Source organism: Shinella yambaruensis (assembly GCF_050859155.1).
In the GTDB taxonomy this organism is placed as follows: domain Bacteria; phylum Pseudomonadota; class Alphaproteobacteria; order Rhizobiales; family Rhizobiaceae; genus Shinella; species Shinella yambaruensis.
The window spans coordinates 3234513-3252830 of the sequence record NZ_CP150638.1 but is presented as its reverse complement, the minus strand read 5'-3'; the positions used below and the strand labels follow the sequence as shown (position 1 = coordinate 3252830).

Here is an 18318-nt window from a genome sequence, read left to right as displayed (position 1 = left end):
CACCAATCGAGGTCATTTTCATGAGCACGTTCACCCCCGCCTCCCGCGTCTCGCGCATAAAGGTCTCGCCCAGCTCAGCCGCGTCGGCCCGGGCGCGCGACCTGAAGGCGGCCGGCCGCGACATCGTCGACATGACCGTCGGCGAGCCGGATTTCGACACGCCCGACGACGTGAAGGCCGCCGCCCACGCCGCCATCGACCGCGGCGAGACGAAATACACCGCCGTCAACGGCACGCCGGCCCTGCGCAGGGCGATCATCGGCGACTTCAAGCGCCGCCTCGGTCTCAACTATGCGGAGAACGAGATCTGCGTCGGCGGCGGGGCGAAGCAGATCCTCTTCCTCGCGCTGATGGCGAGCGTCGAGAACGGCGCGGAGGTCATCGTGCCCGCGCCCTACTGGGTGTCCTATCCGGACATGGTGATCGCCAATGACGGCACGCCGGTCATCGTCGAATGCCCGGAGGCGCAGGGCTTCAAGCTGACGCCCGAGGCGCTGGAGGCGGCGATCACGCCGAAGACGCTGTGGCTGATCCTCAACGCGCCCTCCAACCCGACGGGCGCCGCCTATTCGTGCGCCGAGCTGGAGGCGCTCGGCGCCGTGCTCCTCCGCCACCCGCAGGTGTTCGTGCTGTCGGACGACATTTACGACCAGGTCTGGTTCCGCGACGAGCCGATGACGACGCTCGCCGCCGCCGTCCCCGCCCTGAAGGACCGCATCCTGCTGACCAACGGCGTCTCCAAATCCTACGCCATGACCGGCTGGCGCATCGGCTACGCCGCCGGTCCCGCGCCGCTCGTCGCCGCGATCAACAAGCTCCAGTCGCAGATGTCCTCGTGCCCGTCCTCCGTCAGCCAGGCCGCCGCGGCTTACGCGCTGACGGCCGACCAGGCTTTCGTGCGCGACAGCGTCGCGGTCTACAAGGAGCGCCGCGACTATGCCTGCGCCCGGCTCAACGCCATACCGGGCCTCTCCTGCACCGTGCCGGACGGCGCCTTCTATCTCTTCCCCAACTGCGCCGGGGTGATCGGCAAGCGCATGCCCGAGGGCAAGGTCATCGAGACGGACCTCGATTTCGTGCTCTACCTCCTCGACGGCGTCGGCGTCGCCGCCCTGCAAGGCGCCGCCTACGGCCTCTCCCCCCATTTCCGGCTGTCGATCGCCACGTCGATGGAGGCGATCCGGGAGGCGTGCGATCGTATCGAGAGGGCTGTTGCGGCGCTCCGTTGAGGATCGTGCGGGCAATTGCCCCTCATCCGGCCTGCCGGCCACCTTCTCCCCGTAAACGGGGAGAAGGGATATGCCGCGCCGGCTTCCCCAACCCGATATCCTTGCGTGGGGCACGTCCCCTCTCCCCGCTTGCGGGGAGAGGGTTAGGGTGAGGGGCAGAACGACCTCAAGGCCCGGCAGGGCAGAGGGGGGTGATGCCCGAACCACAAGCAACTGGCCCTTGCGCCCCGCCCATCCGAACGCTTAGGGTCCGGCAAAGGGAGGGACCATGAGCGTCGATTTCCGCAAGCTGAAGAGTTTCGTCAAGATCGTCGACACGGGAAGCGTTTCCCGCGCCGCGGCGATCCTGCGCACCGCCCAGCCGGCGCTGTCCCAGCAGATCGCCTCGCTCGAAACCCATTTCAAGCACAAGCTGCTGATCCGCAGCAATGTCGGCATCGCGCCGACCGAGGCGGGGCTGATCCTCTACCGTCACGCCCAGCTCATGCTGAAGCAGTTGGACCAGGCGCAGATCGACATCGACCAGGCGGCGAAATCGGTCGCCGGCCGCGTCTCCATCGGCCTTGCCACCTACTCCACCTCCAGCGCGCTTTCGCTTCCCCTGCTGAAGGAAATGCGGGCGCGTCATCCGCATATCATCCTGCATGTCAACGACAGCTTCGGCCATATCCTGTCCGAGCTGATCATGACCGGCAAGATGGACATGGCGCTGATCTATGCCGCCAATCCCATCAAGGGCGTGACGCTCCAGCCGTTGTTCCGCGAGGAGATGTTCCTCGTCTCCCCGCCCGGCACGCAGTTCCCCGCCGAACCCGGCCGCCCTCTGCCGCTCGCCGCGCTCCAGGACGTGCCCCTGCTGCTCCCCAGCAAGGCGCACCTGCTCCGCCGCCTCATCGACGACGCGCTGGCCCGGGCGCGGGTTTCGCCCGAGGTCATCTCCGAGATCGAATCCGTCCCTGCGCTCAGCGCCGCCGTGCTCGATGGCCTCGGCTCGACCATCCTGCCGGCCTCCGTGGTGACCGAGACCTCGGGCTTTGCCGGCGCGGAGGTGCGGGCGCTGACCAAGCCGGTGATCGACGCCACCATATCGCTCTGCGTCTCCGACCACCTGCCGCTGTCGGAGCCGGCGATCGCCGCCCGCTCGGTGCTGCTTGAGATCGTTTCGCGGCTGATGAGCAGTCATCATCAGGGGATTCGGCCGGTTTAAGCATCGGCCGTCCTGCTCCGCCACACCCCCCTCTGCCCTGCCGGGCATCTCCCCCTCAAGGGGGGAGATCGGCAAGAAGCGAAAACCCTGCTCCATCAGCAACGTCAAAGATGGGCGAAACGGCGCTCCATCCAATCTCCCCCCTTGAGGGGGAGATGCCCGGCAGGGCAGAGGGGGGTGTGGCGGAGCAGGACGGCCATAACCAAACCCTATGGCGGCAGACGGTAGTTGTGTTGGCCAAGGCGCGCTTCCGTCTCCTACCCTTCGGGGCAGTAACGGGTTCGAGGCTCGAACCATCCGACCGCTCCGAGGGAAACATGGCAAAACTGGCTTTCGACACTGGCGGGACCTTCACCGACTTCGCCCTTCTCGACGACAAGGGCGAGCTGCATCTCCACAAGGTGCTGAGCACGCCGCACAACCCGGCCGAGGCCGTGGTGCAGGGCGTCACGGAACTGCTCGACCTGCACGGCGGGTCGATCGACATCGCCGGCCTGCAGGTGCTCGGCGCGACCACCGTCGTCACCAATGCCGTGCTGGAGCGCAAGGGCGTCGAGACCGGCTTCGTCACCACCGCCGGCTTCCAGGACATGCTGCGCATCCGCAACGAGGGGCGCTACGACCTCTACGACCTCAACATCAAGTATCCCGATCCGCTGGTCGCCCGCGCCAATTGCCACGGCGCGGAGGAGCGCATCGCCGCCGACGGTGCGGTGATGACCGAGCTTTCCGAAGAGAGCGTGCGCGAGATCGCCGGCCGGCTGCGCGAGAGGGGCATCCGCTCCGTCGCCGTCTGCCTGCTGCATGCCTATAAATATCCGCAGCACGAGAAGCGCGTCGCTGCGCTGCTGCGCGAGGAGGACCCGGACATCTTCGTCTCGCTCTCCTCGGAGGTCTGCCCGGAGATGCGCGAGTTCGACCGCGCCTCCACCACCGTCGTCAATGCCTATACCCGCCCGCAGATGGCCGGCCATGTCGCCCATCTCCAGCGCGAATTCGCCGAGAAGGGCATCGACCGGCAGGTGCTGTGGATGACCTCCTCCGGCGGCCTCGTGCCGAGCCAGCGCGCGGCGGAACTGCCGGTGCGGCTGATCGAATCCGGCCCGGCGGCCGGCGCGGTCGCGGCGGCGGAGTTCGGCCGCATCGCCGGGGAGGAGAGCGTCCTCTCCTTCGACATGGGCGGCACGACGGCAAAGCTCTGCCTCATCCCGAACGGCGAGCCGACCGTCGGGACCGACCTCGAAGTGGCGCACTATCATCGCTTCCGCAAGGGCTCCGGCTATCCGCTGAAAATCCAGTCGATCCAGATGATCGAGATCGGCGCGGGCGGCGGCTCGATCGCGGCGAAGAACCCGCTCGGCCTGCTCGATGTCGGCCCGCGCTCGGCGGGCGCCGCGCCCGGTCCGGCCGCCTACCAGCGCGGCGGCACGGAACCGACCGTCACCGATGCCGACATCCTGCTCGGCTACATGGGCACCGGCTCCTTCGTCGGCGGCTCGTTCAAGGTCTCGAAGGAGGCGGCGCAGGAGGCGATGGCCAAGCTCGCGACGGCGTTGAACGTCTCCGTGGAGCGTTGCGCCTGGGGCATCCACGACCTCGTCAACGAATCCATGAGCAAGGCGGCGGCGATGCATGCCACCGACCTCGGCGTCGATCCGCGCTCGCTGCCCATGGTCGCCTTCGGCGGCGCGGGGCCGGTGCATGCCTACGGCATCGCCCGCAAGCTCGGCATCAGGCGGGTGATCTGCCCGACGGGGGCGGGCGTCACCTCGGCCATCGGCCTCCTCATCGCGCCCGTCGCGGTCGATCTTTCCGTCAGCCATCCGATGGCGGTCGATAGCTGGGACATGGTGGCGATGAACGCCATTCTCGACGATCTCGCCGGCCAGGGCGCCGAAGTCGTCTCGGCGGCGGGCGTCGAGAAGGCGACGATTAGCAACCGCTATACCGTCGACATGCGCCATGTCGGGCAGGGGCACGAGATCACCGTCGCCCTGCCGGATCGCGGCCTGCCGCTGGACGCGTTCCGCCGGCAGCTCCTCGACAATTTCTTCAAGCTTTATCGCGAGCTGTTCGGCCGCACCGTCGCCGCGCCCGTCGAGGCGATCACCTGGCGGCTGCGCGCGAGCGGCGAGAAGGACCAGGTGACGCGGCCGCACCGCACCGAGGTGGCGGATGCGAAGAAGGGCAGCCGGCCGGTCTATTTCTCGGAGATCGGGACCTATACGGAAACGGCGGTCTACGACCACTATAAGCTGCCGGTCGGCGAAACGGTCAAGGGACCGGCCATCGTCGAACAGCGCGAATCGACCGCGGTCGTCGGCCCGGCCAGCACCTTCCACGTGGATGCCAGCGGCAACCTCGTCATCAACATCGATTAAGGGGACGGCAGATGTCGAAGACCGCTACCGATTTCAACGATCCGATCAATCTCCAGGTGATGTGGAACCGCCTGATCTTCATCGCCGACCAGGCCGATACCGTGCTCGGCAAGACGGCCTTCTCGCCCATCGTGCGCGAGAACCACGACTATGTGACCGTGCTGATGGACAGCAAGGGCAGGGCACTTGCCCAGTGCACCTGGTCGATCCCCGTCTTCATCACCTCGCTGCCCGTCGCCGCGCAGAAATACTTTTTGCCGAAATTCCCGGTCGAGACCCTGCAGGAAGGCGACGTGCTCGCCACCAACGATCCGGAGATCGGCACGGGCCACCTTCCGGACGTGACGATGATCACGCCGATCTTCAAGAACGGCAAGGTCGTCGCCTATGCCGGCTCCATCGCGCATCTCCCCGATATCGGCGGCGCGCCGCTGCATTCGGAGGCGAGCGACATCTTCGAAGAGGGCATCCGCTTCCCCATCGTCAAGCTGCTCAAGGCCGGCGTGCCGAACGAGGATGTCTTCGACATCATCGCCGCCTCCGTGCGCCTGCCGACGGAGGTGAAGGGCGACCTCGAATCGATGATCGCCGCCAACAATGTCATGGGCCGGGAGCTGGTGAAGTTCCTCGACGAATACGGGCTCGACGACATCGACGGGCTCGCCGAGGCGATCCATTCGCGCTCCGAGGCGCAGGCGCGCAAGGCGATCCGGCAATGGCCGAACGGTACCTATTCGGCCGAGGTGCTGCTCGACGGCTACGATACGGACGTAAAACTCTGCGCCTCCGTCATCGTCAGGGACGACTCGATCCATGTCGACTACGCCGGCACCTCGGATCAGGTGCTGCATTCGATCAATTGCCGCACCAACTACCGCTATGCCCATTCGGTCTATGCGCTGAAATGCCTGCTCGATCCGGAAACGCCGAACAACGAGGGCTGCATCGTGCCGATCACCGACGAGGCGCCGCTCGGCTCGATTCTCAATCCGCAGCAATGGACGGCGGGCAATTCGCGCAACCTGATCGGCCATGTCATCCCCTCGTTGATCTTCAGGGCTTTGGAGAAGGTCGTGCCGGAAAAGGTGATGGGCGACAGCGGCGGCGCGCCGATCTGGGCGGCCAATTGCGTCGGCCAGCGCGACGACGGTTCGCAATACGGCTCCGTGCAGAATTTTCACGGCGGACAGGGCGCGCGGGCGGAATTCGACGGGCTCGACACGCTGAGCTTCCCGTCGAACTGCAAGGTGACGGCGGTGGAGATGTTCGAGATCGCCGTGCCGGTGCTGACCGAGCGCAAGGAGCTGATCGCCGACTCGGGCGGGGCGGGCAAGCATCGCGGCGGGCTCGGCCAGCGCGTCGTGCTGCGCAATCTCGGCCGCAACCCGATGAGCATCTATCTCGCCTCCGAGCGCGTGCGCCATCCCTGCTTCGGCGTGGTGGAGGGCGAGAGCGGCACGCCCGGCAAGGTGATGAAGGAAGGCCGGCCGCAGTTTCCCAAGGGCAAGGTCGTGCTGAAGACCGGCGAGCGGCTGGAGGTCGAGACCCCCGGCGGCGGCGGCTGGGGCCGGGCGGCCGAACGCAGCGCCGAGCTGATCGCGCAGGATCTCGCTGAAGGACTGGTCACGCCGGAAGCGGCGCGCACCCGCTACGGTTATAAGGAACGGGCGGCGGCCGAATAGGAGGAGATGAAGATGGGATTGCTCGACGGGAAGATTGCGCTCGTCACCGGCGCGGGAACGGGGATCGGCCGGGAGACGGCATTGCTGCTGGCCGGCGAGGGCGCCCATGTGGTGCTGACCGGCCGGCGCGCCGGGCCGCTCGAGGACGTGGCGGCCGAGATCGCCGCGCACGGCGGCAAGGCGGCGGTGCGCCCGCTCGACATCGCCTCGCGGGAGGAAATCTTCTCCGCCGTCGAATGGGTGCGCGAGACGCTCGGGCCGGTCGACATCCTCGTCAACAATGCCGGCAGCGCCAGCAAGGTGCTGAACGCCCGCTTCATCAGCGAGGAAGAGTGGAATGCGACGGTCAATGTCAACCTGACCGCCGTCTTCAACCTCACCCAGGCGGTGCTGGAGGACATGATCGCCAAAGGCGGGGGAACGATCATCACCGTCTCCTCGCTCGCCGTGGTCAATCCGAACCTCCTCGGCGGGGCGGCCTATGGCGCGGCCAAGGCGGGCGTGAAGAACTTCATGACCTTCCTGCACAACACCTATCGCAACCAGGGTATCCGCGCGACGACGATCCTGCCCGGCGAGACCGACACGCCGATCATGGACAACCGCGCCCGCCCGCCGCTCGACAGCGAGCGCGCGGTGATGCTGAACCCGCACGACGTCGCCCGCGCCATCCTGCTCTGCGCCAGCCTGCAAAAGGGCGCGATGATCCCCGAGCTGCACATCTGCCCGACATTCATGCGCGACACCTCCGCCGATATCGAGACCGCGCGCTGGGTCGGCGCCCCCGCCGATACGCCGGACCTTCCCAAGGAGAAACGCCGATGAACGGCGCGAAACTGCGCGCGCGGCTTGCCGCCGGCGAGGCCGTCACCATGGTCACCCCGCACCACGCCTCTTCGGGTCTTGCCGCCCGGCTGGTGGAGCTCGGGGCGGACAGCGTCTTTGTCGATTGCGAGCACGGCACCTGGAGTTTTGAGGACGTGCGCATGACGGCGCAGATCGTCCGCTCCGTCGGCGGCGCTGCGATCGTGCGCCCGCAGTCGCATGAGCGCCCGCTGATCATCCGCTATCTCAATGCCGGGGCGGACGGCATCATGGTGCCGATGGTCGACACGGCGGAGGAGGCCCGCGCCATCGTGGAGGCGGTGCGCTACGCCCTGCCGGCCGACCATGAAAAGCGCCTCGTCGTCGCGATGATCGAGACGGTGCGCGCCATCGATAATCTCGAAGCCATGCTCGCCGTCGGGGGCATCGACGTCTTCTTCATCGGTCCCGGCGACCTGTCGCAGGACATGGGCTTTGCGCCCGCCCCGCCTTTCGGCGAGCCGCGCCCGGCGGTGGTGACGGAAAAGGTCGCCGAGGCGGTGCAAAAAATCCGCGCCGCCGGCAAGGTGGCCGGCACGCTCGCCACGCTCGATGAAATCCTACACTGGCGCGAGCGAGGAGTGCAGTTCTTCTACGTCCACTCCGATCCGTTCCTGCGCCGCGGCCTGGCCGCGGTAAAGAGCGCCCTTGCCAGCGCCTGATCCTGCGTGAGCACGAAATCCGGCCACCACATTCTCTTGAGAATCCCCGTGAGCAAGATCGAGCTGTTGCAGGTTTGGCCGTACCCAGCCTGGGACGAGGAGCGCCTGAACGCCAACTTCACCATGCACCGCGTAGCCGATGGGTGTTCGCTGGTACATCAAATGGTGCTCTGCACTCTACCGTCGCGTTGAAAGTGGCACGCGAAAACGTATTGTTGGCAGCTTGGAATGTTATGAATTTCTAATAGTTTGAAATATTTAGACGAATCGCGTCTGATATGAGCGCTTCCTCCGCCAGCAGCCGGCTTTCTGCTTTCCGGCAAGCGTATTCTTCTTATGCAATTTCGCGGTACGAGACATCATTCTTCGTGGACGTCGATGTGGCGACCAGCGCGAGTTCTGCCGGGCAGGGTTACGGAGTAGTCGGTTCTTCCGATATGGCCTGAAAAGCACGGCAGCTTTGGAGCGGTGGGTGGACATTGTAGAATGATGTGGTGGTTGTGGGCAGAGTACCGCCGCACATCTGAGCTTCCGCTTGCGCCGTGGTATATGCGCCGTCAATCATGCTGGCGCGTTGCTTGATACGACATGGTAAAAATTCCTTTTGGAAGCGGATGCACGTCGAAAATCGCAATGGCGGTATGTGTATTTTTCGGAATGCCGCCATATATTAGCGATGATTCAAAAAATGTATTTCCCCGATTATTTCAATAAGAATCGCAATCTTCCAAAAAATCCTCTAAGAGAGGACTTATGTTTTCTTGCCAAGTAAATAACTTTTTCAATGTCTGTCTTGTTTGAAAGAAATTTTCCGAAGACCCTGTAATCGTCCCCGTATATCTCTTCCAGCTTTTTTATCAGTTCTCCCGTCAATTCGCTTCTGTCTGCCGGTGGTCCTCCCATTTGCTTGCGCGGGAGCTTTTTCTGCTCGCCTGTGAGAGTCGAAAAGAAAGCCTCTATCTGTTGCGAATCGGAGATATTAAAAATGAGATTGTAGTATTTTTCATCTTTTCCAAGAAAATCTGTAAGAGGGTCTGTATGAATCGAAATGGATTTGCTTACGTTTCTGTATTCTGAAAGTCTATCAACGAATTCCTGAAGTGTTGGCGTCTTTCTGAGACCGAGAGAAGCCATCCTTTCGGCGATATTTTCGCCTTCCAACTCCTTGTGGTGCATCACCCTGTTTCGCCAGGCGGAAACTACCCTGTCCACCGGGTCTCGGACGATCGCTATTCTGAAGAATTTCTGATAGTCGTCGGGATTGATCGTCGAAAATTTGGGCGTCTTATACTCTTTATGAATATGCCGGATAGCCCCGGTCGCCTCATCCTTGATGGTTGTAAATCCCTCTCCAGTCTTGATGCTGTGGAGGAGATGCTTCATTGAAGTATTCGCTGCCTTTGGGACGGGGAAATAAGCAACTTTTATTTTATCCACTGTAACGACCAAGGCAGTCTCCTCAAAACTCAGTATGTCGGCTCGCTCTTTCAAGCGAATGGTCAGGCGCAATTTCCCGTGGCGCTTTCTTGATTCAGGAGAACTGTAGTATGAATCGTTCCCTGTATCCAGAAAGCTTGTGATAATTTTGCGTAGTTGACTAGATTAGTAGAATATTCCTGGTGCAGACTTGGCTGGCGGTGCTGCGAGCTGGCGAGCCTTGCGGTTGCTGTCCGGGGTCCTGAGCGAGGCCGGGGCGGCGTCCTCATATCCTGCTAACCATATCTTTATGAGATCGTCGCACTGTCCGGCCAGGAGACCGGGTATGGCGAAGAAGACGAGCAGGCGGAGAAAGACAACGGCACCACGGCGATCCGCGGCCACGCGGCGCGGCGGCATGGTGCACTGGTATTTGCTGGGCGCGGGGGTGATCGGCGGCATTCTCTACATGGACAACCGCCTGCCGGGGCCAGAAACGTCGGCGACGGGGATCAAGACGGCCTCGATCGAGCGCAAGGAAAAGACGGTCGAGCGCGAGGCGGTGCTGGCGCGGCCGAAGCAGCGGCCGGCCGAAAAGGCCGTGGAGCAGGCGCTGCCGATGCCGGAAAAGCTGCCGGCATTCTCGGGCAAATGGTTCATCTGCACGACGCAGACCGATTATTGCGTGCTCGACGGCAGCACCATCCTCTATGCCGGCCGAAAGGTGCGGCTTGCCGATGTCGACACGCCGGCGATCGCCGGCGCGCGCTGCGATGCGGAGCGCCTGCGCGGGGGCGATGCGAAGCTCCGGCTGCGCGAGATCCTCAACGAGGGCGATGTCACGCTGGTGGCCAAGGGCGAGGCGTCCGGCAAGGCTGGCGCGGCGCCGCATCTTGTTCTGCGCGGCGGGCAGTCGGTCGGCCAGCGGCTGGTCGCGGAAGGGCTTGCGAGGCCCTGGACGGGCAAGCATCAATCCTGGTGCGGTTGACGGATTCGGCCTTGCGCAACCTGTGCCTTTCCGGCACAAGCCAGACGCAAGCCTGCGTCCCTATGCTTTCCGTTAACCGGGATGGTGCCGGCTGGAAAGGGACAATGACATGTCGAACGACCTCGAGCGCTACAGCGATCCGGACAATGCAACGGTCGCGCTCTTTCTCCTCGAAAACGATGCGGATGAGCTGACGGACATCCTCGTGGCGGCGCTGGACGAAGCTTTCCGCATCCTCGGCGACGAGGCCCCACCCGCGACGGTGCACTGATCGCCGACACGAAAGAGGGGCCCTTGAGGCCCCTCTCGCTTTTGGGCCATCCGCTACAATACTTACCCTGCGGCGACGACCTGGCGCTGCACGCCGAGGCCGGCAATGGAGACTTCCATGCGGTCGCCGGGCTTCAGGTAACGCGGCGGCTTCATGCCCATGCCGACGCCGGGCGGCGTGCCGGTGGTGATGACGTCGCCGGGCTCCAGTGCCATGAACTGCGAGATGTAATGCACGAGGAAGGGCACCTTGAAGACCATGGTGCTCGAGGAGCCGTTCTGCACCAGTTCGCCGTTGACGCTGAGCGTCATGGCAAGATCGGCGGTATCCACCTCGTCCGTGGTGACCAGCCAGGGGCCGATCGGGCCGAAGGTCGGGCAACCCTTGCCCTTGGTCCACTGGCCGCCGCGCTCCAGCTGGTAGGCGCGTTCGGAAATGTCGTTGCAGACGCAGTAGCCGGCGACATAGTCGAGGGCATCGGCCTCCGAGACATAGGAGGCGCGCTCGCCGATGACGACGGCAAGCTCCACTTCCCAGTCGGTCTTTTCCGAACCGCGGGGGATGAGGATCGTATCGTCGGGACCGACGACGCATGAGGGGGCCTTGTTGAACAGCACCGGCTCGCTCGGCACGGCCATGCCGCTTTCGGCCGCATGGTCCGCATAGTTGAGGCCGACGGCGATGAAATTGCCGACGCGGCCGACGCAGGCGCCGAAGCGGCTGCCTTCCGGCGCGAGCGGCAGGCTCTTCGGATCGACGGCGGCAAGGCGCTTCAGGCCCTCGCGGCCGAGCACGTCGCCGGCAATATCCGGCACCAGGCCGGAAAGGTCGCGGACCTTGCCGTCCGCATCGATCAGTCCGGGCTTTTCCGCGCCCGCCGCGCCAAAGCGCACCAGTTTCATGAGAACCTCCGTTGGATGTCACCGATTTCGGTTGCGCGCACCATTCCCTTGGTTTTACATCAAGTCAATGATTTTCGAAAATCCTGCGACTTTTATAAATTCGGCGAGGCGTGATGGAGCAGAAGAAGGTAGGTGGGCGCACCCTGGCGGGAGACGCCTATGAGGCGATCCGGCAGGCGATCCGCACGGGCGCGGTCAAGCCCGGCGACCGGCTGCGCTTTGCCGATCTCCAGGCGCTGTGCGGCATGAGCGTGACGCCGGTGCGCGAGGCGCTGGCGCGGCTGACGGCGGAGGGGTTCACGGTGCTGGACGACCACCGCGGCTACAGCGTCGCGCGCCTGTCGCTGGAGGAGTTGCGCGACATCACGGCGACGCGGCAGCTCTGCGAGGGGGAGGCGCTGCGGTTTTCGGTGCTGCGGGGGGACGCCGACTGGGAGGGAAGGGTGATCGCCGCCCATCACCTGATGGCGCGCATCCCGCAGGCGCGCGAGGATATCCCGTCGGCGATGCGCGAGGACTGGGAGGCGCGGCATGCCGCCTTCCATGCCGCGCTCATTTCGGCCTGCGGCTCGCCGGCCCTCCTGGAAATCTGCGAGAAGCTGTTTTCGCGCGCCGACCGCTATCGGCGCCTGTCGGTCAGCCTGCTCGGCACCGCTCGGGACGTTGCGGGGGAGCATCGCCGGCTGATGGAACTGGCGCTTGCGCGGGATGCCGAGGGCGCGGCCGCGGCATTGCGCGACCATTACGGCCGGACCGCGGCGGCGCTCGAGGGCTTTTTTGCGGTCTAGAACCGTTCTGGTGCGGCCCCGTGTTCAGGACAGCGGAATAAAGACGGGAGCGGCAGGCCGAGGCCTGCCGCTCCCGTTCGATACCGGGTAAGACCTGGATGAAGCGTTTCGCCTTACTTGCTGGCGACGGTCGCCGAGCCGATTTCCGCACCGCCGCCGATCGCCACGTTCAGGGCGACGTAGTCGCGGGCGAGCTGGCGGATCGCGGAGGCGAGCGACAGGCGGGCCGAGGCGACGTTGCGCTCGGCATCGAGCACGTCGAGGATGGTGCTGGCGCCGCCGCGATAGCTTTCGCGGGCAAGGTTCAGCGTCTGTTCGTAGGAATTGACGACCTTGCGCAGCGCGGCGACCGTCTGGCCGTCGCGGATCAGCGCCGTCTGTGCGTTTTCCACTTCCTCGACGGCGTTGAGAACCGTCGACTTCCAGGTCAGGTATTGCTGCTCGGCTTCCGAACGGGCGATCTTGACCCGCGCCTTCAGCGAGCCGCCGTTGAAGATCGGCAGCGACAGCGTCGGGCCGAAGGACCAGCTCGTCAGGTTACCGGTGGCGGCGCTGGTGAAGTTGCGCGTCGCGCCGATCGAGCCGCCGAGCTCGATGCTCGGATAGAGATCGGCCTCGGCCACGCCGATCTGCGCGGTTGCCGCCTGCAGGCGCCGCTCGGCCGCGCGGATGTCCGGACGGTTGCGGATGAGGTCCGCCGGAATGCCGGTGCGCGTCGCATAGCGCGGCATCGGCTGGGCCGCGCCCTTGATCAGGCTGGAGGTGATCGTGCTGGCCGGCAGGCCGAGCAGGGTCGCGATATGGTTCGCCGACTGGTGGAAGCCGGTTTCAAGCGCGGGCAGCTCGGCCAGCGTCTGGTTGACGAGGCCTTCGGTCTGCAGCACGTCGAGGCTCGAGGCGGCGCCCGCCTCCTTGATCTCGTTGGTCAGCTTCAGTGTCTCGCGGCGCGATTCCAGGTTCTTGCGGTTGAGCGCCAGCGCTTCCTGGTAGTAGCGCGCATTGACGTAGCTCGACACGAGGTCGGAGAGATAGGCGAGGCGCGCGACGTTGACATCGTCATAGGCGGCGTCGAGCGAGGCGTTGGCGGCTTCCTTCGAGCGGCGGTACTGGCCGAAGAAGTCGAGCAGCCAGGAGGCGCTCGCACCGGCAGTCAGCGACTTCGAGGAAGATGAATCGCGGCCCGAGGTGCGGCGCAGGTAGTCGCCGTCCTGGCCGCTTGCCGAGGCTTCCGCCGAAGCGCCGATGCTCGGCAGCGCGCCGGCGCCGGCGACGATGACATTCGCCTCGGCCGCCGTGATGCGCTCCAGGGCCTGCAGCACGGTGAGGTTTTCGGCCATGCCCTGATGGACGAGATCGTTGAGGCGCTTGTCGCGGAAGGATTCCCACCACGGATTGAGCGTCACGTTCTCGCCGCTCGTGGCCTTGCTTTCGGAAAACTTGGCAGGAAGGGCGGTGTCGGGCTTCTGATAGTCGGGGCCGACGACGCAGCCGGACAGGAGAAGCATGCTCAACGGAAAAAGCGTCCTGGTGAAATTCATGGGCCTACCCTGCCAGCGCTCGTGGCGTACTTATTAACAGAACAAAATCGAGATTCACTCTTTATTCATGTTTGGAGGGAAGATCGAGCCTTCCCCTAAAAAAAGAATGGTCCCACAGCGTTTTTTCCCCGCTTCATTCGGAAGGTGTGTCCGCGGGGCAACTGGAGCATTTGCCCAGGGCTCCCGTCTTTGCTCGTCAGGCGCAAGCGGGTGGTTGTGGCTGCGCGATCAGGTTGCGCCACGGCATTTCCCCGGAATCCTCGTCTTCGCGACATATTTTCCTGAAAAATGCTGCGAGCGCGAACATTATTTTCTGATTCGAATTGTCACACAAATCCGGCAGTAATTTATTCCAAAATTCTGCGGATTCCATTGACAAGGAAGGAAGAGCCGCTTATGTGTTGGAGCATCGCATGAGGACCGAATGCGTTTTATCCCGGTCCACTCTGACGCGTCCATTTTAGAGCGTCAGCGCCAACAAGAGGGAGTGTGTCATGTACGATATCAACTGCATCGCCTCCGTGCGTGTGGCGTACTCCTGTCGTGAAACGATTACAGGGAAAGCGCATACGGCCCTCTGCCGAATGTGATCTGACGTCCCTCTTCGATTTTAGCGCAAGATTTGAATGAGCTGTGCCTTCGGTGCGGCAGGAGTTGTTATGCAAAAGCAGGTTATCGAAATCGGTGGTGAGGCCGTCGGCGTCGTCGTTCCCGATGAGGATCGGCTGAAGTTCGTGGCTGTCAAATATTCCGTGTGGGATCTGGATTCCCAGCGCTTCTCCTCGGCAGACGAGGCGCGTGTGGCGATCCGCCGTCTCCTTAACGATCCGTCCGCCTCCACGCGGGCGATGTCGCCGGCCCGTATCGCGGCCGCCTGAGCCCAATCCAGATGATCCGGTGTCCCTGGCACCGGGATCCACCGGCCCCGCCCGCCAGCGGGGCCGGTTTCGTTTTGTGGACAGTGCATTCACCGGGCGGCGGCTGGCGCGGGGCGCCGAATGCTGGTTGTGTAGCCCGCGAAAGGAGGTGCCCCATGGTTAGTGGCATCCATCATATCACGGCGATTACCCGGAAGATCCAGGCGAACGTCGATTTCTACGTGGGCTTTCTCGGCCTGCGCCTCGTCAAGCGCACGGCGGGTTACGAGGACGCCGACCAGCTTCACCTCATCTATGGCGATGCGGCGGCCAGCCCCGGCTCGCTGGTCACCTTCCTTGCCTGGGAGGACGGGTCGCCCGGCCGCGTCGGCCTCGGCCAGCCCGCCGAGATCGCCCTTGCCATCAAGCCGGAGGCGATCGGCTTCTGGCTGACGCGCGCGCTGACGCAGAACATCGCGACGAGCGGCCCGGCGCAGGAGTTCGGCGAACCCGTGCTCCGGCTGAAGGAACCGGACGGCATCATCGTCAAGCTCGTCGGCGAGGCCGATGTGGACGGCCCGGCGCCCCATGTCACGAAGGACATTGCGGCGGCCGATGCCGTCCAGCGCATCCGCGGCGCGACAATCTTCTCCGAGAAGCCGGCCGAGACGGCAGCCTTCATCGCCGGTCATTTCGGCTATCGGACGGTGGCGGCGGCGAACGGCATTACCCGGCTCTCGGGCGAAGCGGCCGACGTGCTCGACATCCGCGATGCGAGCGGCTTCTGGACGTCCGCGCCCGGCACCGGCACGATCGACCATGTCGCGCTGCGCGCACCGGACCGCTCCGCCGTGGAGGCGCTCGCCGACCGGCTTGCCAGCGAAGGGGCGGGCGAGACCAACATGCACGACCGGAAGTACTTCTATTCGCTCTATGTGCGCGAACCCGGTGGGGCGCTGCTCGAATATGCGACGGACGGCCCCGGCATGACGGTGGATGAACCGCTGGAGGCGCTTGGCGAGAAACTGTTCGTGCCCAGGCATTTTCGCGCCGACCCGGAGGATGTCCGGGCGCGGCTTCCCCAGTTCTCCCTGCCGGGAGAAGAGCGCATGAGCGAGCGGGACCTGCCCTTCATCCACCGGGTGCACCGGCCGGAAACCCATGATGGCACCGCCGTCGTGCTCCTGCACGGCACCGGCGGCAACGAGGCGAGCCTCCTGCCTTTCGGAACGAAGCTCGCGCCCGATGCCGTGCTGCTCAGCCCGCGTGGCCGCAGTCTCGACGAGGGCTATCCGCGCTTCTTCCGCCGGCTGACCGTGACGACCTTCGACCAGAGGGACATTGCGGGAGAGGCGGAAGCCTTCGCGGCCTTCATGGACAGGGCGAACGCGGCCTACGGGCTCGACCCGGACAGGACGCTGTTCGTCGGCTATTCGAACGGCGCGAACATGATCGGCGCGATCATGCTGCTGCATCCCGGCATCATCCGCAACGCGGTACTGCTGCGCGGTATGAACGTGCTGGAAACCGTGCCGGAGGCGGACCTTTCGGGGGCGAACGTGCTGATGCTCACCGGTCGGTCGGATCCCTACGGCGCCTATGCCGGCGAACTCGAGGCACATCTGAAGGCGGCCGGCGCATCGGTCGAGAACCGGCTGCTTGCCGCCGGTCACGACATCGGCCCGGCGGACCTGGAAGCCGCCAAGGCCTACCGGGAACGCATCCTCGGCTGAAGCCGGGGCAAACGAAAAGGGGCGCGTCGCAGGGCGCGCCCCTTCTTTTTATCGCTTGTATTCCGTCACGAAGGCCGAGAAGCCGGCGATGAAATCACCGAGCTTCTTTTGCGTTGCCTCGTCGGCGATCCGGCCGTCCTCGATGACGCTGCCGGCGCGCGAGACCAGAAGCTTGGCGCCGAACCAGGGCACGGTGCCGAGCGTGCGCATGACGGGCAGCCAGGCCTCCTGCGACAGAATCGTGCCGAAATTGCCGGGCGAGGCGCCGGTGATGGCGAAGGGCTTGCCGCCGAAGACGCGGGCAATGTCGGAGGAGGGGCGGCTCATCCAGTCGATGGCGTTCTTGAAGACGCCGGGAATGCCGTTGTTGTATTCCGGCGTGAAGAGAACGACGCCGTCCGCCGCCGCCACGAGGTCCTTCAGCTGTGTCACCGCTTCCGGAAGGCCCGCTTCTGCCTCCACGTCGGCGTCATAAAGGGGAATGCCGTGGATCGAGCCTTCGGTGATCGTCACACCTTCGGGCGCCATGGCGAGGGCGGCGCGCAGCAGCGCCGTGTTGTAGGAACCCTTGCGCAGGCTCCCCGAGATTGCCACCAGTTTCGTCATCCCGACTCTCCTTTCCAAAACATGGGCATAAAAAACCCCGGCGGACGGTTTGTCACGCCGGGGTTTCTTCGGTTCTAGACCAGGGGCTTCAGCCGGGCCTCGATCTGCGCGCGGCGCGGTTCGAGGAAGGGCGGCAGCGAAAGGCTCTCGCCCAGCGTTTCAAGCGGCTCGTCCACGGCGAAACCGGGGCCGTCCGTGGCGATCTCGAACAGGATGCCGTTCGGCTCGCGGAAATAGAGCGAGCGGAAGTAGAAGCGCTCGACCTCACCGCTGGAGGGCAGGCGGAAGCCGCGCAGGCGTTCCGTCCAGGCATGCAGCGCTTCCTCGTCCGGCGCGCGGAAGGCGACGTGGTGCACGGCGCCGGCACCCTGGTGGGCGACCGGCAGGTCCGGTTCGACGGCGACATGCAGTTCGGCCGCCGGGCCGCCTTCGCCCATCGAGAAGACATGCACATCGCCCGCGCCGTCCGGATTGGGATAGGTCGCGGTCTCCCGCATGTTCATCACCTGGACCAGCACGGCTTCGGTGTTGCGGATATCCGGCACGCTGAGCGTTATGGGGCCGAGGCCCTTGATCTGGTGCCCGGCCGGAACCGGGCTTCTTGACCAGGGATTGGCAGGCGCGCCGGCATCGTCGGCGACAAGGCGGAAACGCTGCCCCTCGCCATCCTCGAAATCGAGGCTGGCGCGGCCGCCGACATCACGGATCTCGCCGGCTTTGACCTTCAGCTCGCCGAAGCGGGCCTTCCACCATTCGAGCGTCGCAAGGCTGGCGACGCGCAGGCCGGTGCGCGAGACGCTGTGCGTGCCGCGCCGCTCGTGGCCGACCGGCCAGTCGAAGAAGGTGAGGTCCGTGCCGGGCGAGGCGAGGCCGTCGGCGTAGAAGAGGTGGTAGGCGCTGGTGTCGTCCTGGTTGACGGTCTTCTTGACGAGGCGCAGGCCGAGGACCTGCGTGTAGAAGCGCAGGTTCTCCGGCGCGTTCGCGGTGATCGCCGTCAGATGGTGGATGCCCGTGAGCTGCAGGGTCATGATGAAGCTCCTCTCCCCGGAGACAGTCCGGGATATCTGTGCCGCCCCGTTGCGAGGCCTTGCGTTGAGGCGAATATCGCCCTTCGCGGGCGGTGCCGGAAGATCGGGGCGGACGAACGGATCGTTCACTTATCCTGAACGGCAACCTCCATTGCCGCGCCTGCCG

The 18318-nt window shown here is 64.8% G+C and carries 16 protein-coding genes; 11 read left to right on the top strand and 5 right to left on the bottom strand.

The features are described 5' to 3' along the window. The first annotated feature begins 20 nt into the window (after positions 1-20). The 6 genes from WMC41_RS15835 (at position 21) to WMC41_RS15810 (ending at position 8025) form a co-directional block, all read left to right on the top strand. Positions 21-1229, top strand: coding sequence for an aspartate transaminase (locus tag WMC41_RS15835; protein WP_432344632.1), 1209 nt, complete (start codon positions 21-23; stop codon positions 1227-1229). Positions 1230-1497: 268 nt separating this feature from the next. Next, positions 1498-2436, top strand: coding sequence for a nitrogen assimilation transcriptional regulator NAC (gene nac, locus WMC41_RS15830; protein ID WP_432344629.1), 939 nt, complete (start codon positions 1498-1500; stop codon positions 2434-2436). Positions 2437-2753: 317 nt separating this feature from the next. Continuing rightward, positions 2754-4817: a hydantoinase/oxoprolinase family protein gene (locus tag WMC41_RS15825; RefSeq protein WP_432344627.1), complete on the top strand. Its 2064-nt coding sequence runs from the start codon at positions 2754-2756 to the stop codon at positions 4815-4817. 11 nt (positions 4818-4828) lie between these two features. Beyond that, positions 4829-6499: a hydantoinase B/oxoprolinase family protein gene (locus WMC41_RS15820; RefSeq protein ID WP_432344624.1), complete on the top strand. Its 1671-nt coding sequence runs from the start codon at positions 4829-4831 to the stop codon at positions 6497-6499. A 12-nt stretch (positions 6500-6511) separates the two neighbouring features. Continuing rightward, on the top strand, positions 6512-7324 hold the full coding sequence (locus WMC41_RS15815; protein WP_432344621.1) for an SDR family NAD(P)-dependent oxidoreductase: 813 nt from the start codon (positions 6512-6514) through the stop codon (positions 7322-7324). Then, positions 7321-8025 (top strand): HpcH/HpaI aldolase family protein, encoded by a 705-nt coding sequence (locus WMC41_RS15810; RefSeq protein WP_432344618.1) that lies wholly within the window; start codon positions 7321-7323, stop codon positions 8023-8025. Before WMC41_RS15815 ends, WMC41_RS15810 begins: the two co-directional genes overlap by 4 nt. A 702-nt stretch (positions 8026-8727) precedes the next feature. Here WMC41_RS15810 and WMC41_RS15805 read toward each other — a convergent pair. After that, positions 8728-9474 carry a sulfotransferase family 2 domain-containing protein gene (locus tag WMC41_RS15805; protein WP_432344615.1) on the bottom strand — a complete coding sequence of 249 codons (747 nt, stop codon included), beginning with the start codon at positions 9472-9474 and terminating at the stop codon, positions 8728-8730. 313 nt (positions 9475-9787) lie between these two features. Between WMC41_RS15805 and WMC41_RS15800 the strand changes: the two genes are divergently transcribed. Continuing rightward, positions 9788-10429, top strand: a complete 642-nt coding sequence (locus WMC41_RS15800; protein WP_432344612.1) for a thermonuclease family protein — start codon at positions 9788-9790, stop codon at positions 10427-10429. A gap of 109 nt (positions 10430-10538) precedes the next feature. Continuing rightward, a complete protein-coding gene (locus tag WMC41_RS15795; protein ID WP_244768438.1) occupies positions 10539-10700 on the top strand; it encodes a hypothetical protein in 162 nt (53 codons plus the stop codon). 62 nt (positions 10701-10762) lie between these two features. Here the strand turns inward: WMC41_RS15795 and WMC41_RS15790 are convergent, their stop codons facing one another. Continuing rightward, the gene (locus tag WMC41_RS15790) at positions 10763-11602 is read right to left on the bottom strand and encodes a fumarylacetoacetate hydrolase family protein (protein WP_272806302.1); all 840 of its coding nucleotides are present in this window, start codon (positions 11600-11602) and stop codon (positions 10763-10765) included. A 113-nt stretch (positions 11603-11715) separates the two neighbouring features. On the opposite strand from WMC41_RS15790, the gene WMC41_RS15785 reads away from it, so the two are divergent. Continuing rightward, the gene (locus WMC41_RS15785) at positions 11716-12390 is read left to right on the top strand and encodes a GntR family transcriptional regulator (RefSeq protein ID WP_432344607.1); all 675 of its coding nucleotides are present in this window, start codon (positions 11716-11718) and stop codon (positions 12388-12390) included. 113 nt (positions 12391-12503) lie between these two features. On the opposite strand, the gene WMC41_RS15780 is transcribed toward WMC41_RS15785, so the two are convergent. Beyond that, on the bottom strand, positions 12504-13895 hold the full coding sequence (locus WMC41_RS15780; RefSeq protein WP_244768507.1) for an efflux transporter outer membrane subunit: 1392 nt from the start codon (positions 13893-13895) through the stop codon (positions 12504-12506). Between the two features lie 692 nt (positions 13896-14587). Here WMC41_RS15780 and WMC41_RS15775 point away from each other — a divergent pair. Then, positions 14588-14806 (top strand): hypothetical protein, encoded by a 219-nt coding sequence (locus WMC41_RS15775; protein WP_272806300.1) that lies wholly within the window; start codon positions 14588-14590, stop codon positions 14804-14806. 155 nt (positions 14807-14961) lie between these two features. Then, positions 14962-16518, top strand: a complete 1557-nt coding sequence (locus WMC41_RS15770) for a VOC family protein (RefSeq protein WP_432344605.1) — start codon at positions 14962-14964, stop codon at positions 16516-16518. 48 nt (positions 16519-16566) lie between these two features. On the opposite strand, the gene WMC41_RS15765 is transcribed toward WMC41_RS15770, so the two are convergent. Further along, on the bottom strand, positions 16567-17124 hold the full coding sequence (locus WMC41_RS15765) for an NADPH-dependent FMN reductase (RefSeq protein WP_432344602.1): 558 nt from the start codon (positions 17122-17124) through the stop codon (positions 16567-16569). Between the two features lie 74 nt (positions 17125-17198). Continuing rightward, positions 17199-18152, bottom strand: a complete 954-nt coding sequence (locus tag WMC41_RS15760; protein ID WP_432344599.1) for a ring-cleaving dioxygenase — start codon at positions 18150-18152, stop codon at positions 17199-17201. Between the last annotated feature and the right edge of the window lie 166 nt (positions 18153-18318).

Excerpts from the sequence above, each read along its gene's own strand:
- WMC41_RS15810 (WP_432344618.1), top strand. The coding sequence starts at position 7,321 with ATGAACGGCGCGAAACTGCGCGCGCGGCTTGCCGCCGGCGAGGCCGTC.
- WMC41_RS15815 (WP_432344621.1), top strand. The coding sequence starts at position 6,512 with ATGGGATTGCTCGACGGGAAGATTGCGCTCGTCACCGGCGCGGGAACG.
- WMC41_RS15775 (WP_272806300.1), top strand. The coding sequence starts at position 14,588 with ATGCAAAAGCAGGTTATCGAAATCGGTGGTGAGGCCGTCGGCGTCGTC.
- WMC41_RS15770 (WP_432344605.1), top strand. The coding sequence starts at position 14,962 with ATGGTTAGTGGCATCCATCATATCACGGCGATTACCCGGAAGATCCAG.
- WMC41_RS15760 (WP_432344599.1), bottom strand. The coding sequence starts at position 18,152 with ATGACCCTGCAGCTCACGGGCATCCACCATCTGACGGCGATCACCGCG.
- nac (WP_432344629.1), top strand. The coding sequence starts at position 1,498 with ATGAGCGTCGATTTCCGCAAGCTGAAGAGTTTCGTCAAGATCGTCGAC.
- WMC41_RS15765 (WP_432344602.1), bottom strand. The coding sequence starts at position 17,124 with ATGACGAAACTGGTGGCAATCTCGGGGAGCCTGCGCAAGGGTTCCTAC.
- WMC41_RS15790 (WP_272806302.1), bottom strand. The coding sequence starts at position 11,602 with ATGAAACTGGTGCGCTTTGGCGCGGCGGGCGCGGAAAAGCCCGGACTG.
- WMC41_RS15795 (WP_244768438.1), top strand. The coding sequence starts at position 10,539 with ATGTCGAACGACCTCGAGCGCTACAGCGATCCGGACAATGCAACGGTC.
- WMC41_RS15835 (WP_432344632.1), top strand. The coding sequence starts at position 21 with ATGAGCACGTTCACCCCCGCCTCCCGCGTCTCGCGCATAAAGGTCTCG.
- WMC41_RS15825 (WP_432344627.1), top strand. The coding sequence starts at position 2,754 with ATGGCAAAACTGGCTTTCGACACTGGCGGGACCTTCACCGACTTCGCC.
- WMC41_RS15785 (WP_432344607.1), top strand. The coding sequence starts at position 11,716 with ATGGAGCAGAAGAAGGTAGGTGGGCGCACCCTGGCGGGAGACGCCTAT.
- WMC41_RS15820 (WP_432344624.1), top strand. The coding sequence starts at position 4,829 with ATGTCGAAGACCGCTACCGATTTCAACGATCCGATCAATCTCCAGGTG.
- WMC41_RS15800 (WP_432344612.1), top strand. The coding sequence starts at position 9,788 with ATGGCGAAGAAGACGAGCAGGCGGAGAAAGACAACGGCACCACGGCGA.
- WMC41_RS15780 (WP_244768507.1), bottom strand. The coding sequence starts at position 13,895 with ATGCTTCTCCTGTCCGGCTGCGTCGTCGGCCCCGACTATCAGAAGCCC.